Annotated in this window: 9 protein-coding genes; 2 read left to right on the top strand and 7 right to left on the bottom strand. The window is 29.6% G+C overall.

Translation table 11 applies throughout. From position 1 onward, the window contains the following. Window positions 1–259 precede the first annotated feature (259 nt). The 5 genes from BRSU_RS05345 to deoD form a co-directional block, all read right to left on the bottom strand. Complete coding sequence (locus tag BRSU_RS05345) at window positions 260–1384, bottom strand: ethanolamine utilization protein EutH (protein WP_048594251.1); 1125 nt, start codon at window positions 1382–1384, stop codon at window positions 260–262. Between the two features lie 22 nt (window positions 1385–1406). Continuing rightward, window positions 1407–2864 (bottom strand): sugar phosphate nucleotidyltransferase, encoded by a 1458-nt coding sequence (locus BRSU_RS05340; RefSeq protein WP_048594250.1) that lies wholly within the window; start codon window positions 2862–2864, stop codon window positions 1407–1409. A 38-nt stretch (window positions 2865–2902) separates the two neighbouring features. Further along, the gene (locus BRSU_RS05335; protein WP_048594249.1) at window positions 2903–4183 is read right to left on the bottom strand and encodes a CDP-glycerol glycerophosphotransferase family protein; all 1281 of its coding nucleotides are present in this window, start codon (window positions 4181–4183) and stop codon (window positions 2903–2905) included. Between the two features lie 171 nt (window positions 4184–4354). Continuing rightward, a complete protein-coding gene (gene aroF / locus BRSU_RS05330) occupies window positions 4355–5398 on the bottom strand; it encodes a 3-deoxy-7-phosphoheptulonate synthase (RefSeq protein ID WP_048594248.1) in 1044 nt (347 codons plus the stop codon). A gap of 337 nt (window positions 5399–5735) precedes the next feature. Further along, a complete protein-coding gene (gene deoD / locus BRSU_RS05325) occupies window positions 5736–6434 on the bottom strand; it encodes a purine-nucleoside phosphorylase (protein ID WP_014487684.1) in 699 nt (232 codons plus the stop codon). A 533-nt stretch (window positions 6435–6967) separates the two neighbouring features. Here deoD and BRSU_RS05320 point away from each other — a divergent pair. Continuing rightward, window positions 6968–7330, top strand: coding sequence for a methionine-R-sulfoxide reductase (locus BRSU_RS05320; RefSeq protein ID WP_048594247.1), 363 nt, complete (start codon window positions 6968–6970; stop codon window positions 7328–7330). 79 nt (window positions 7331–7409) lie between these two features. On the opposite strand, the gene BRSU_RS05315 is transcribed toward BRSU_RS05320, so the two are convergent. After that, window positions 7410–8810, bottom strand: a complete 1401-nt coding sequence (locus tag BRSU_RS05315) for an alanine/glycine:cation symporter family protein (protein ID WP_048594246.1) — start codon at window positions 8808–8810, stop codon at window positions 7410–7412. A 694-nt stretch (window positions 8811–9504) separates the two neighbouring features. Here BRSU_RS05315 and clpB point away from each other — a divergent pair. Further along, complete coding sequence (gene clpB / locus BRSU_RS05310) at window positions 9505–12084, top strand: ATP-dependent chaperone ClpB (RefSeq protein WP_048594245.1); 2580 nt, start codon at window positions 9505–9507, stop codon at window positions 12082–12084. 93 nt (window positions 12085–12177) lie between these two features. On the opposite strand, the gene dnaE is transcribed toward clpB, so the two are convergent. Beyond that, a complete protein-coding gene (gene dnaE / locus BRSU_RS05305; protein ID WP_048594244.1) occupies window positions 12178–15888 on the bottom strand; it encodes a DNA polymerase III subunit alpha in 3711 nt (1236 codons plus the stop codon). Between the last annotated feature and the right edge of the window lie 125 nt (window positions 15889–16013).

The following is a 16013-nucleotide window of genomic DNA, read 5'->3' as shown; positions in this document are numbered from 1 at the left end:
AATAAATTTCTTCGAGCTTATGATGCTTTTTATAAAAAATGATTTATATAAAAAAATAAAGTCTATACTATGTTGACTGTTGACTGTTGACTGTTGACTGTTGACTGTTGACTGTTGACTGTTGACTGTTGACTGTTGACTGTTGACTGTTGACTGTTGACTGTTGACTGTTGACTGTTGACTGTTGACTGTTGACTGTTGACTGTTGACTGTTTATCATATGTTTCCTCTTTAATTATATTTCATATTAAAAAATAAATCAATTAGTATTTTTAAGCACTATCTTAGATACAAAATAAGCAACTATTATAGCAGTTACACCTCCAACCAATTTAGCCACTATCATAGGAAATATCATATTTCTATATTCTCCTCCTGCATAACCAGCAGTAAATCCCAAATGATCTCCAAATGTAAATGCCGCACTAACAGCAAAGGCACAATTTATAATCTTTCCTTGATTATTCATATCTTTCATTATATTAAACATAGGTATATTATTAGCAAGAGTTGCAACCAAACCAGCAGCTCCAACATCATTCATACCTAATTTTTTTCCTACAGCTTCCAAAGGTTTTGAAGCCACTTTAGTAAGTACAAATACAAGAGGAAAAGCTCCTGCCAAAACAAAAGCTATACTAGCAACTGTAGTAACAGCATCAGATATAGACGACATTGTAATTGTTTGATTGCTAATAGTAAATTTTATAATTTGAATTCCTGTTAATGCCTCTATTACAGCAAAAACTAAACCTATAGTAATTAATATAACTAAAAATTTAGAAAATAAATCAAATATCTTTATCAAAACATCTCTTATAAATATTAAACCTAAAGTAAGAAGTATTGATACTATAATTATTGGTATAAGATTTTTTATTAAAAATATAACTCCATATCCAGCTGCAAGCCCTCCGCAAAAAGCCCCTATTGGTATAGTAATCATACCTGAAGCTATACCCAAAGCTAAATACTTATGATCTTCTTTATTAATAATACCAATAGCAACTGGTATACTGAAAACTATAGTAGGCCCCATCATAGCACCGACTATAAAAGCTGAAAATTTTCCTGCATTTATATCATTAGCAAATTCTAATGCTAAAGGAGCCCCCCCCATATCATTAGCAAGTATTGTTGTTGCAAACATTGAAGGGTCTGCCCCTAAAGCAGTGTATATTGGAATGATAATCGGTTTTAATAATGCTGCTATTACTGGAGCAAGACATATAATACCTATCATAGATAAAGCTAAAGCCCCCATAGCATTAAAACCAGCTTCAAACTGTTCTCCAAGACCAAATTTATTGCCTATGACTTTATCTATGGCTCCTAGAACCATAAATACAATCATTATATATAATATTATTTCATTTATACTCATGATTATAGCCTATAAACATATATCAATTTAAATTAAAATAGGATAAATTTTTATGAAGACCAGATATATGGTATCTCATATACTCATAAGATTTGTTCATAATACCCCATAATGACCATATATAATTATGTATAATTTGAGCCTTTCTAACTCTAGAATCTTCCAAACCATTATATGATTTTAATAATTTTAATCGTCTTTCATCATCAATATCTGATTCGCATACAAAACTGGCTATATCTAAATAATTAGAAGTGAAACCAGAATATTCAAAATCTATTATTTTTACATCTTCTCCATTATATAAAATATTTCCAAATAATAAATCTAAATGACATAATACTTTTTCATCTTTATCTAATTCTTTAGCTGAGTTATGTATAAACTCTCTTTCTTTTTCAGTTACTAAACTAATAGGCACTAATTCTTCATATTTTTTTATTTTATTATAAATTAATAAAGGAACAAATCCTGGATTATCTTTTAGTTTAATTTGATGCAGCTGTTCTAATCTTTTCATAAAAAGAGATAAAAACTTTTCATCTATCTCGTCAAACTCTAAATCTTTATATCCATCTAAATAATTAGTTATTTTAATGTCATAATCAAAGAACATACTTTTAGGAGCAATATCTTCAGAAACTAATGACATAATATGTTTTTCTGCTGGTCTGTCAATAAACTTTTCTGTACCTAGACCAGGAATTCTTATTACTTTCTTATCACCATTAAAAGTTATTTTGTAATTGTAATTAGTTAATCCTTTTAATCTAATAGCTTCTCCATTATCAGAACATTGTTTAGCAATATCTTCAAAAGTCAATGTATTAGTCATGATTGCATCTTTGAAAGAATCAACTTCTGTTACAATGTCTTCTGCCTCACTAATATAAAAATCTATTCTACTTAATGCTCTGAAAACAGCATATTCCCAATATTCATCATCTGTACAATTATCAAGTTCTTCTTTTATAGTATCAACATACTTACCTGCAAAATAAGCTATTCCTGTCTCACCATATCTTCCGCTAGTAGCATCTTTAATAATTTTAATAAGTTTTTTTTCTTCATCAACAACATATTCCCATACCATAACATTATTAATTTCTTGTGATAAAAATTGGCATTCATTAGGCTTTATATATTCAAAAAAAGATTTTTTAATATATAAATCACCATTCATTATTATAGTACCATTAGTAATTTCATCTTTTACCAATTTTAATGAAGCACTGCTGTTTTTAGAAGCAAAATCTGTAGATACTACCTTTTTAAACCCAAGCTTTTTTTGTAAAGGATCAAACAATTCATGTTTATATCCTGTAACAACAGTGATATCATCTACACCGCCTTCTCTAAGTATATCAATAGCGTTTTCTAATATAGTTTTTCCATGTATCTCTAATAATGGTTTAGGCTTTACTAAAGTCATAGGTAAAAGTCTTGTGCCTCTACCAGCTGCAAGTATTATTGCTTTCATAAAAATAACACTCCTTATTTATTATGATATTAAAATTATTAATTTAATTCTGTAAGCATTTTTCTTAAAGCCAAAGCTCCATTTTTAGCAGCTTCCCCCCTGCATTTATAAGCTTCATCTTTAGCTTTTATAATATTATCTTTTAATGAAGTATTATTAATAGTATCATTTACTATATTTGAAATATTTGCAAAATTATTCTCATCTAAAGAAACTGTTATTTTAGGTAAAGTTTTTAATGTCCAAGTTTCTTCTTTTAATTCAACAGCATCATAACCTCTTTTATCAAAAGTAAAACTAGGTATTATAGTAGGTTTTTCAAAAAGAAAAGCATAATCTAATATTACTCCTGAAAAATCAGATATCATAACATCAGCCCTTGATAATGAATAAATATTATCCCCATTAAAATCCCATTCTATATTAGAGTTATCCTTATATTTATTTTTCAATCTTTCAAGCATATCTTTTTCTACTATACTAGATTGAGGATGAGGGCGTATAATCACATAATATCCGTTTTCTAAAATAGGATCTATTACTTTTTCTCCAAATCTTGTAAGAAGTCCATTCATACCCCAAGAAGGAGCTATTAAAACAGTTTTTTTATTTTCTACTTTAGTAATAGACTCTAAAGCTTCTTCTTTCTTTTTATTAAGTTCATCTAAATAAGGACTTCCTATAATTTCTAATTCTTTTACTTTGGTTCCTCTAGTTTCTTCTAGTTCTCTTATATCAGCTATTTGATTTTCTCCGCTTAATAATGCAGCATCAAAAAAGTCTAAAGAATATAAACAATACATAGCAGCTTCATTTGGAGCATGAAATATATGCACATACTTCTTTACGCCTTTAGAACGTTTTAATTGAAAAACATCTAAATTAGGAGTTGTCATTAAACAAATATCTGCTTCTATAAAATTTAATTTGGCATAAGCTTTATTACCTATTCCAATAAATTCTGTATGAAGCAAATCATTTTTTATTTCAAATATTGGATCATCTTCACTTGAACTGTAATATATTACTGGTATTTCTAATTTTATTAATTCTTCTATAATAGGCTTAAATACATTACAATATCTTTTATCTTCTCCATAAATGATTATTCTTGCTTTTTTAGATGCTTCTGTATCTATAGATTTATTTTTAGAAAAAGACATAGTTTTTAATTTTATCAAAAGAGCCTTTGATAAAAAGAAAAGCGTTCCTATTATCCCAAAAAGTGCTGAGAAAAGTAAACTTCCTGTACCTGGATCTATATATCCAAATACATTACTTTGCAATAATATAAATAACGCTAATATTGTAATTAACATGTTAATTCCTCAAATTTCAATATAGATATATCATAAATTATATAATATATAAATGTAAAAATCAAATTAGTTTATTTAAAAATAAATAATTAAATATTAAATATAATATAAAATATAGTCTGCTCATAATTTTTATAAGCAGACTATTATAATATTACAAATCAAAATTAATTATTTGGTATAAATTTTACCTCCATGTTTCTCTTTTATTTTTGCAACAGTATCAGAAATCATATTAACAGATTCCATAATATCAGCAAATACATCAGGCTTTATAGACTGTGCCCCATCACATAAAGCATGTTCTGGATCATTATGAACTTCTATAATCATACCATCAGCACCTGCAGAAATAGCGGCCAAAGTGAGAGGAAGTGCCATCCAAGATTTACCGCTTGCATGCGAAGGATCTCCTATTACAGGCAAATGACTTAAACGCTTTATTGCAGGAATTGCTGAAACATCGAAAGTATTTCTAGTATAAGTTTCAAAAGTTCTTACACCTCTTTCACACAATACAACATTCTCATTACCTTGATTAAGTATGTATTCCGCACTCATAAGCCATTCTTCTATGGTGCTTGATAAACCTCTTTTTAAAAGTATGGGCTTTTTTAATTTTCCTACTTCTTTTAAAAGCTCGAAGTTCTGCATGTTTCTTGCACCTATTTGAATCATATCCACAGTATTTTCAAAATCCTCTAAATGTCTTATAGAAACAATCTCACTTACTATAGGTATTCCAACTTCTTCTTTTGCAAGTTTTAATATTTTAAGTCCGTCAAGTGCTAAACCTTGAAAAGCATAAGGTGAAGTTCTAGGCTTGAAAGCTCCTCCTCTAAGTATTGAAGCTCCTGCAGCTTTTACGCTTTTAGCAATGTTTATAACCTGATCCTCACTCTCAACTGAACAAGGCCCTGCTATTATAACAGGCTTACCTTCGCCTATTTTAACACCACTTACATCTACTACGGTATCTTCTTTTTTAAATGCTCTGTTTGCTCTTTTGAATGGCTCCTGAACTTTCAATACTTTAGATACACCCGGCAAAGAAGCTATTAACTCTCTGTCTATCTTTGAAGTATCTCCTACCATTCCTATTACAGTATAATCTACTCCGACACTTTTATTTATACCAAGACCTGCATTTTTAAGTCTTTCTATAATACTGTTTACATGTTCTTCTTTTGCATTTGGTTTCATTACGACTATCATAATATAATTCTCCTTAAAATAATTTTAAAATTTATGCATAAAAAATAGATAATAATTTTTGTTTTAAACCTATAAATGATAATCTGCCAAATTATCTTATAGTTATAAAAATTAATAATATATGTGTGTGTGTTTAAATTAGAAAAATAGATATACTGGCGCCTTAAACGCCATAATAGAAAAAGTAATAAGCGTAGATGCTTTTGAAATTATTTGAAATAATAATACCTTTCATAGTAATTAATTATATACAAATTATAAAAAAAGTCAAGAAATTATAAAAAATAATAAGCATTCATAAAAATAAATTTATAAATGCTTATTATTGAATAATATTTTAAGCTAAAGACAAAGCAACTTCCATCATATTAGTAAAAGTTTTTTCTCTTTGTTCTGCAGTTGTAGCCTCTCCTGTAACTAAAGAATCAGAAATAGTTACCATACAAAGTGCATTCACACCAGCATAAGCAGCATTCATATATAAGGCAGCAGCCTCCATTTCAACGGCCAATACCCCCATTTTTGCCCATTTAGGAGTAGCATTATTAGCACCATAAAATACATCAGATGAAACTATATTACCTACATGATAATTTATTTTCATTTCATCAGCTTTATTAACAGCTTTTCTTAGTAATTCGTAACTAGCTATAGGTGCATAAGTACCAGGAAGCTCATATTGTGCAGCATAATTAGAGTCTGTGCAAGCTCCCATTCCTATAACCAAATCACCAATATGAAGTTTATCCACTAAAGCACCGGCAGTACCTATACGAATTAAATTCTTACAGCCATAGAAATGTATAAGCTCATAAGAATAAATACTGCAGGAAGGCATTCCCATACCAGTACCTTGAACGGAAACTTTCTTTCCTTTATATGTACCTGTGAATCCAAACATATTTCTAATGGAATTGTATTGAGTAACATTTTCTAAAAAATTCTCAGCTATAAATTTAGCTCTTAAAGGATCTCCCGGTAAAAGTATAGTTTCAGCAATATCGCCTTTATTGGCAGCTATATGAGGTGTAGCCATATATATTTCTCCTTTATTCATTTTTTATTATTGTAATTATTATAAATATTAATCTTTTTTATATCAAGCAAAGTAATAATTTTATAATTAAAACCAATTGATAAATATGGTATTTTGTATATACTGAAAATTTTTAAGTTTGTCATTTTTTTATTCAACTTTTTCCCGCCGCACACCACAGGTGGGCTTCGCTAAAGTTGCTGCCGACACCGCAGGTGGACTTCGTCGGCACGCTTTGCGAAAGTGCAAGGATAAAATTAGTATTAAATCATACTAAAATTGTATTACATGTAATATAATTAATCAAATTTAATATAAAATATAGCCTTTTGCCGAAGGCGGGCTGTGCCTGCTTCTCGCCGTAGGCGGGATTCGCCTGTGGCACACCTGCCGTAGGCACACTTCGCGAGGCGGGCGTCGTCCAAAAGAAGTGAAGATTTGGTGGGCTAGTCCCCGAAAATAATAACAATATAAAAAATAAAATTGACAAAATATAGTTGTTAGGTATATACTAATATTCTAGGAGTTTAACTATGGAAAAAAGAGAATTAACTGAAGAAGAAAGAAATGTAATAATTTTTAAAGGTACAGAATATCCTTTTACAGGCGAGTACAATGATTTTTTTGAAGATGGTATTTATTGCTGTAAACAATGCGGTGCTGAATTATATCGCTCTGAGGATAAATTCAAATCACATTGCGGCTGGCCTAGTTTCGACGATGAAATAGAAGGTGCAGTAAAAAGATCATTAGATGAAGATGGTTACAGAATAGAAATAACATGCAATAATTGCGGAGGACATTTAGGACATGTATTTATAGGGGAACATCTCACTGCAAAAAATACAAGACATTGCGTCAATTCTATTTCTTTAATATTCAAGCCTAAAAAATAATTATTAATTTCAAAATAAAAAAGGACTTATATATTTTTTATATAAGCCCTTTTATTTTTTATATTATATTATTTTAATATTATTTTTTATTTAGTTCATTGTACTCTTTAAATAATACAGAAACAACGCCGCCCAATGCTAAAAGTCCCAAAAGGTTCGGTATAACCATAAGTCCATTGAAAGTATCTGCTAATGACCATACTAAATCAACTTTTAATGCTGAACCTAATAACACGAAACCTACAACTAATACAGCATAAACCTTTTTAGCTTTAACCCCAAATAAATATTTTATATTCTGCTCACCAAAGAAATACCAACCTATTATTGTAGTAAAAGCAAAGAAGAATAAACATATAGCAACAAATATAACACCGAAATAACCAAATCCCAATCTGAATGCTTCCTGAGGCAAACCAACACCTTTTAAAATTTCTGGTATATCAGCAGCAGATGTTAAAGGATATATTTGTGTCTGCAATATATTTGAAGTTAATATAACTAAAGCTGTTAAAGTTACAACGATGAAAGTATCGAAAAATACACCTATCATAGCAACCACGCCCTGTTCGCATGGATGTTTAACTTTAGCTAAAGCATGAGCATGAGGAGTAGAACCCATACCTGCTTCATTAGAAAATAAACCTCTTGCCACACCGAAACGCATAGCCTGCTGAACACCTATTCCTAAACCTCCGCCTATAACAGCCTGAGGATTAAATGCAGATGTGAATATTAAAACTATAGAAGAGCCTAAATTTTCAATATTCATTAAAATAATTATTAAAGAACCTATTATATAGAACAAAGCCATTATAGGAACTATCTTTTCAGCAAACGAAGCTATTCTTTTAAGTCCTCCTATAAATATAAAAGCAGCTATTAAAGCACATACTACGCCAACATATATAGGCTTAATTTGAGGGAATGCATTAACAAAAGCACCGCTTATAGAATTTGACTGCACCATATTTCCCATAAAGCCCAAAGCTAATATAATAAATATTGCAAATAAAACAGATAATATTTTTCCAAACCAGCCTTTATAAGCAGCTTGAATATAATAAGCAGGACCTCCTATAATATGACCGTCCTCTGTTGTAGTTTTATATTTTTGTCCCAAAGATGCCTCTACAAATATAGTAGCCATTCCTAAAAAGGCAGATACCCACATCCAAAATATAGCACCAGGACCTCCTGATATCAAAGCTGTAGCAGCACCTGCTAAATTACCTGTACCAACTTGTGCTGCAATTGCTGTTGCCAAAGACTGAAAAGAGCTCATACCTTCTTTACCTGCGGATTTACCCATTAATGATATACTTCCGAATGTTCTATCCCAGCCGTCTTTAAACTTAAAAATTTGTACGAATTTAAATCTTATAGTGAAATAAATCCCACTTCCGCATAGTAAAATTATTAATAAATAATCCCATAAAAAACTGTTAACCTTCGCTACTATAGATGATACAGTATCCATAATAAACTCCTATGATTTTTAATTTTATATTCAAAAAAATATTTCTGTCATTATCAAAATTAGTAAAAAAGTTACTAAAATATATTGCATCATTATTAAAATATTATATTGATACAAAAATTATTAATAAGCAGTTCACAATTCTTAACAATATTACTTTCCATATAATTGAATTAATTTATTAAATTATTCGCGTAATATTATATCATAAATAGTATTTTTTTGATATAGTATAATACATATTAATATAATAAAATATCAATAATAATAACTTATATTATAATAAATGTTAATTAATTTAATTTAAAAGCTAAAATTTTACAAAAATATATAAAATATATCTGATTACTTATGATAAAAATATGATTATAATAATTCTTAAATAAATTAATATTAAAATACTCAGTTTTAGGCTATACTAATACACAATATAAATTTATAGTATTATTTTTATACATAATATAATTTTCTGTATATAAAATTTATACAATCATAAAAATTTAAACACAAAAATAATTGGTAAAATATAATAATGATGTATTAAAACAAAACATTTCAAACCTATTAATTGGCATATTTTTTGCATATATAGAAGTGTACAGCAATTAAATGCTGAAATAAAATTATTTAATTAAATTTAAATAATTAATCTATAAAGGAGTTAGGCGGTTTAAAGCCGTCAATTAATTAGAATATGGATTATAATAAATATACAATAAAAGCCCAAGAGGCAGTAAATGAAGCTGCTAATATAGCCAATGGTGAAGACCATAATGAAATAAAAAGCGAACATTTACTTTTAGCATTATTAAAACAAGAGGACGGACTTATTCAGCCTTTAGTAGAAAGAATAGGTGTTCCTATAAATACATTGATAGATAAAACTCAAAGATTAGTTGATGAAAATGTAAAGGTTACAGGCGAAAATGTACAATTACATCTATCTACTAATGCCGGTAAAGTTTTGGCAAAAGCAGAAAAAGAAGCTAATGCTTTGAAAGACCAATATGTATCTACAGAGCATATATTCTTAGCACTTGTTGAAGCTGATAACAAAGCAGGCGACATGCTTAGAAAAAGCGGAATAAGTAAGAAAGAAGTTTTAAGTGCATTAAAAGATTTAAGAAAAGGACAAAGCGTTAATAGCCAAGACCCTGAAGCTAAAATGCAGGCACTTGATAAATATTGCCGTGATTTAACATCATTAGCAGAGGCAGAAAAAATCGACCCTGTTATAGGACGTGATGAAGAGATAAGACGTGTTATGCAGGTATTATCAAGAAGAACAAAAAATAATCCAGTGCTTATAGGTGAGCCTGGTGTTGGTAAGACTGCTATTGTTGAAGGACTTGCAAGAAGAATAGTTTCTCAAGATGTACCTGACGGACTTAAAAATAAAAGATTATTAGCTTTGGATTTAGGTGCATTAGTAGCTGGTGCTAAATTCAGAGGAGAGTTTGAAGAGAGATTAAAAGCTGTTATTACAGAGATAGAAAAATCTGAAGGCAACATAATATTATTTATAGATGAGCTTCATACTCTTGTAGGAGCTGGGGCTACTGAAGGTGCAATGGATGCTTCTAACCTATTAAAACCTGCATTAGCTAGAGGTGAATTAAGAGCAATAGGGGCAACTACTTTAGATGAGTACAGAAAATATATTGAAAAAGATAAAGCACTTGAAAGAAGATTCCAGCAAGTTTATTGTAAAGAGCCTAGTGTTGAAGATACTATTTCAATACTTAGAGGTTTAAAAGATAAATACGAAGTTCATCATGGTGTTAGAATAAAAGATGATGCATTAGTTGCTGCTGCTGTTTTATCTAACAGATACATAACTAATAGATTTTTACCTGATAAAGCTATTGACTTGGTAGATGAAGCTGCAAGCCAATTAAAAATAGAAATAGACAGTCAGCCTACTGAATTAGATAAAATTGAAAGAAAAATTTTACAGCTTAATATAGAAAAACAAGCTCTTTCAAAAGAAAATGATGCTGCTTCTAAAGAGAGATTAGAAAAGCTTGAAAAAGAATTATCTGAACTTTCTGAAGAACGTAATGCTATGAAACTTCAATGGGATAATGAAAAAGGAAGAATTGAAGAAACAAGAAAATTAAAAGAAGAACTTGAAGCTTTAAATATAAAAGAAACTCAATATACAAGAGAAGGAAATTTAGCAAAAGCTGCTGAAATAAAATATGGTAAAATACCAGAACTACAGAAAAAATTAGAAGAAGCTACTAAATCTATGGAAGAGGCTAAAAACTCTGATAAGAAAAGACTTTTAAGAGAGGAAATTTCTGAAGATGATATAGCCAGAGTAATATCTGTATGGACTGGAATACCTGTAAGCAAAATGCTTGCTAGTGAAAAACAAAAATATTTACAGCTTGAAGAAGTATTACATAAGAGAGTTGTAGGACAAGATGAAGCTATAACTTCAGTTGCTGATGCTATTAGAAGAAACAGAGCAGGACTTTCTGATGAAAATAAACCTCTTGGAAGTTTCTTATTTATAGGGCCTACAGGAGTTGGTAAAACAGAACTTGCTAAAACACTTGCTGATTTCTTATTTAGTGATGAGCATGCTTTAACAAGAATAGATATGAGTGAGTATATGGAGAAATTCTCTGTTACTAGACTTATAGGAGCTCCTCCGGGATATGTAGGTTATGATGAAGGCGGACAATTAACAGAAGCAGTTAGAAGAAGACCTTATTCTGTTATACTATTCGATGAGATAGAAAAAGCTCACCCTGATGTATTTAATGTTTTACTTCAGGTATTAGATGACGGAAGACTTACTGACGGACAAGGAAGAATAGTAGATTTCAAAAATGCTATTATCATAATGACAAGTAATTTAGGTTCTGATCTTATTCTTGAAGCTAATGATACTAATGATATCAAAGAAAAGATTCAGGAACTATTAAAGATGTCATTTAGACCAGAGTTCTTAAACAGAATAGATGAGATAATAACATTTACTAGACTTGACAAAAAATACATTGCTGAGATAGTAAGAAATCAAATAGCAAGAGTTGCTAACAGACTTAAAGATAGAAGAATAACTTTAGATGTAAGCGATGAAGCTATAGACTATATTGCTGATATCGGTTATGATCCTCAGTTTGGAGCAAGACCATTGAAAAGAGCTATACAAAACTTTATAGAAAATCCTTTAGCTAAAGAAATGCTAGCAGGAAAATATTTAGAAGGAGATACTATAAAGGTAAAAAAATCAGGAGATGGTTTAACTTTTGAAAAATAATATTTAATAAACTCAATAATTAATTCCATAAAAACAAAAGGATTACTGTTTATATCAGTAAGCCTTTTGTTATTTTAAATTAATTAAATTATTTTAAGCATATTCAATTTCTATTAATGATCTCAATGCACTTTTAGCTTCATTTAAGAATCTAGGATTAGGATCAACTTTATAATCCTCACCTATTTTAAATATTTCCATACCGCTTTCAGATTTCAATTTTAAGAATATTGTATAATCTCCAGGATTTGAAGATATAGCATTTTGAAGACATAATAAATCCATATCATCAAATATATTTTTATTCATATATAATGCTAATTGCTTCTTACCGCTGTTATTATGTTTTACTGCTATGCTGTTATTAGGTCTGCTTGTAAATGGAGCATTAGAAACAACATTATCAGATCTTTTAATATCATTCTCTTTATTAGAAGTATTTTTAAATGGAGCATCATTCTTATTTACATGCACCTGTCTATTTTCAGGTGTTGATTCTGAATTATTCTCTCTTTTTATATTATCTCTTTTTACTTCTTTGAGTTTAAGATTTTTATCTTTTAAGAAAGAATCTAATAATTTTATATCAACAATATTATTATATATTTTTTCAGAGAATCTATTTTTATCTCTGCGTCCTTTTATTAATATTCCAGCTTGTTCTTCAAGCATATCTTTATATTTCTCTATCTGACTATTAGCTGTGATATAAAATACATATTCAGTAAATATATCCATAACTTTTAATGTAATCATAGGAGTATTTTTCTTTGTAGTTGTTTCAATAACTGCCATAACAACACAAGGAAGTAAAAACTCATCTTTATCTTTAAGATTATCAATATCTAAAGTATTGTGGAAATATTTATAATCAATTTTAGTAATGTATCTAGCAAAAGGATGATATCTTAATGAAAAGCCTAAAACTTCTTTCTCATTTTCCATTAAAATATTAGAAGCATATTCCACTTGTTTTTCTATCACCAAAGAAGCACTTCCGCTGTCATCTTCAGACATAGAATCAAATAACATAGTTTGACCTGATAAAGTTTCCTTTTGATAATTAGAAGCATGAGCAAGTATTGCATCAAGTGAACTAAGCAATGCACTTTCAGTATGTCCGAATTCAGAAAAAGCACCGCATTTTATGAGAGTTTCATAAACTTTTCTATTAACTAAATGAACATCAACACGTTTTACAAAATCTTCTAAATTCTTGAATTGTCCGTTTTTTTCTCTCTCTTCCTGAATAGCCAAAGCAGCATGAAGACCTACACCTTTAACGGCATGTAAAGCATAAACTATCTTACCATCTTTTTGAGAGAATAAAGCATCACTTTCAAATACGCTTGCTGTAACTATCTCTATATTTTTCTGTTTAATTTCATTAAGATATAGAGAAATTTTATCAGTATCAGCTATAACAGTATTGAGTAAAGCCACATAATATTCCATAGGATAATGGGCCTTAATATAAGCTTCTTGATAGGCTATTAATGCATAGCAAACAGAGTGAGATTTGTTGAATCCATATTCAGCGAAACCTTTCATTGTATCAAATAAATAAGTTAATAACTCTTTATCATAACCTCTTTCAAGTCCGCCTTTAATAAATTTCTCTTCCATAGAGTTCATTTTCTCTACGATTTTTTTACCCATAGCCTTTCTTAAATCATCTGCTTCTGCAGCAGTAAATCCGCCTATAACTCGGCTTATAGCCATAATCTGCTCTTGATATATTAATACTCCCTGACTTTCTTTAAGTATAGGCTCTAAATCAGGGTGCTTATATACTATTTCTTTTCTCTTATTTTTTCTGTCTGCATAGTCTTTATCCATTCCAGAGTTTAAAGGACCAGGACGATACAATGCTACACTTGATACTAAGTCATCAAAACCTGTAGGCTGAATATTTATAAGCATTTGACGCATACCAGGACTTTCAAACTGGAAAACCCCGCCTGTATCAGCTTTTCTAAATATCTCATAAACAGCTTCATCATCTAAAGGAATTTTATCTATATCTATTTCAATACCATATCTATCTTTTATATCTTTTATAGCATCTTTTATGAGTCTTAAGTTCTTAATACCCAAAAAGTCCATTTTTATAAGTCCAGCACTTTCAACATAAGTCATTTCATACTGACAAGCTCTAGTACCTGTTTTAGAATCCTGATAAACTGGGGCTAAATCAGCTATAGGATGAGATGATATAATAACACCAGCAGCATGTAAGCCTACATTCCTTACTAAACCGTCAAGTCTTGTAGATATTTCATACATGTTTTTTAATTCTCTGTTGCCTTCTATTTCTTTAACTAAAGCAGCACAATCAGGATGTTCATATATATCTACAACTCTTTTAACATCATCAGGTATGCTTTTAGCAAGTCTGTCAGCAGTGGCTAAATCTATACCCATAACACGGCAAACATCTCTTATAACAGAGCGTCCTCCCAAAGCTCCGAAAGTGGCTATTTGAGAAACATTATCTTTACCATATTTTTCTTTTACATAATCTATTATAACTTCCCTCTTATCATCTTGGAAGTCAACGTCAATATCGGGCATGCTTTTTCTTTCTGGATTTAAAAATCTTTCAAAAAGCAAATCATAATCAAGAGGATTAACTTTTGTAATTCCAGTAGCAAATGCAACTATTGAACCAGCAGCACTTCCCCTTCCAGGTCCTACTGCAACATCATGATTTCTTGCATAGTTAATGAAATCCTGAACTACAAGGAAATATCCTTCAAATCCCATCTTTCCTATAACACCTAATTCCATTTCAAGTCTATCCATAGCCTCTTTTGGAATATTATTATTATAATATTTATTAAGCCCATCTATACACATATTTCTTAATGCTGATGTTTCTGTCTCACCATTAGGAAGCTCATAATTAGGCATATAATAAGTCTTAGTCATTATATTTAAATCTTTGCATTGTTCTGCTATCTTCACAGTATTTTCAAATGCTTTAGGAAGTTTAGCAAATGACTTCATCATCTCTTCTTCTGTTTTTAGATGGAATTCATTGCTTGGGAATTTATATCTTCTTGGAGAATCCAAAGTAGCTTTAGTTTGTATTGCTAAAAGTATTTCATGAGCTTTAGCATCTTCTTTTGATACATAATGCACATCATTTGTAACAACTAACTCTATATTATGATGATTAGCAAGTTTATATAATGCACTATTTAAAGATTTCTCTTCAGGTATATTATGATCCTGAAGTTCTATATAAAAATCTTCTCCGAAAATAGATTTATAATATTCAGCTAATTTTGAAGCCTGTTTATAATCTTTTTTTCTTATAGCAATAGGAATCTCTCCGCCCATACATGCTGATAAACAAATAAGACCTTTATTATATTTTTCTATTAATTCATGATCTACTCTAGGTCTATAATAGAAACCTTCAGTATATCCGAAAGTAACTAATTTACATAGATTATTATAGCCTTCTTTATCTTTAGCAAGAAGAACTAAATGCATAGCACTTTTTTCTTCAGAGTTTTCTATCTTTTTATCGAATCTTGTTTTAGGGGCAACATATACTTCACATCCGATAATAGGTATAATACCTTTATCTTTTGCTTCAGAGAAAAATTCCATAGCACCAAACATATTGCCATGATCTGTCATAGCTATGCCTGGCATGCCTAATTCTTTAGCTCTATCTATTAATCCCGGTATAAGTCTTTTAGTCTTATCCTTTTTAGAATATAAAGACTTAATACGGGCAGCTCCGTCAAGTATTGAATATTGTGTATGTACATGTAAATGAACAAATGACATAATAAACCCCTATTTGATTCTATTATTCTATATTATTTAAGTTAAATAGCAAGTTAAATTTAAAAAATATATAAATAGTTTTTATTTATTCACTATAAATATTTACGGTACTTAATTTATAAAAT

It is taken from the genome of Brachyspira suanatina, from assembly GCF_001049755.1.
Lineage (GTDB): Bacteria > Spirochaetota > Brachyspiria > Brachyspirales > Brachyspiraceae > Brachyspira > Brachyspira suanatina.
The sequence above is the reverse complement of the archived record's forward strand: the minus strand, read 5'-3'. Positions and strand labels throughout refer to the sequence as shown.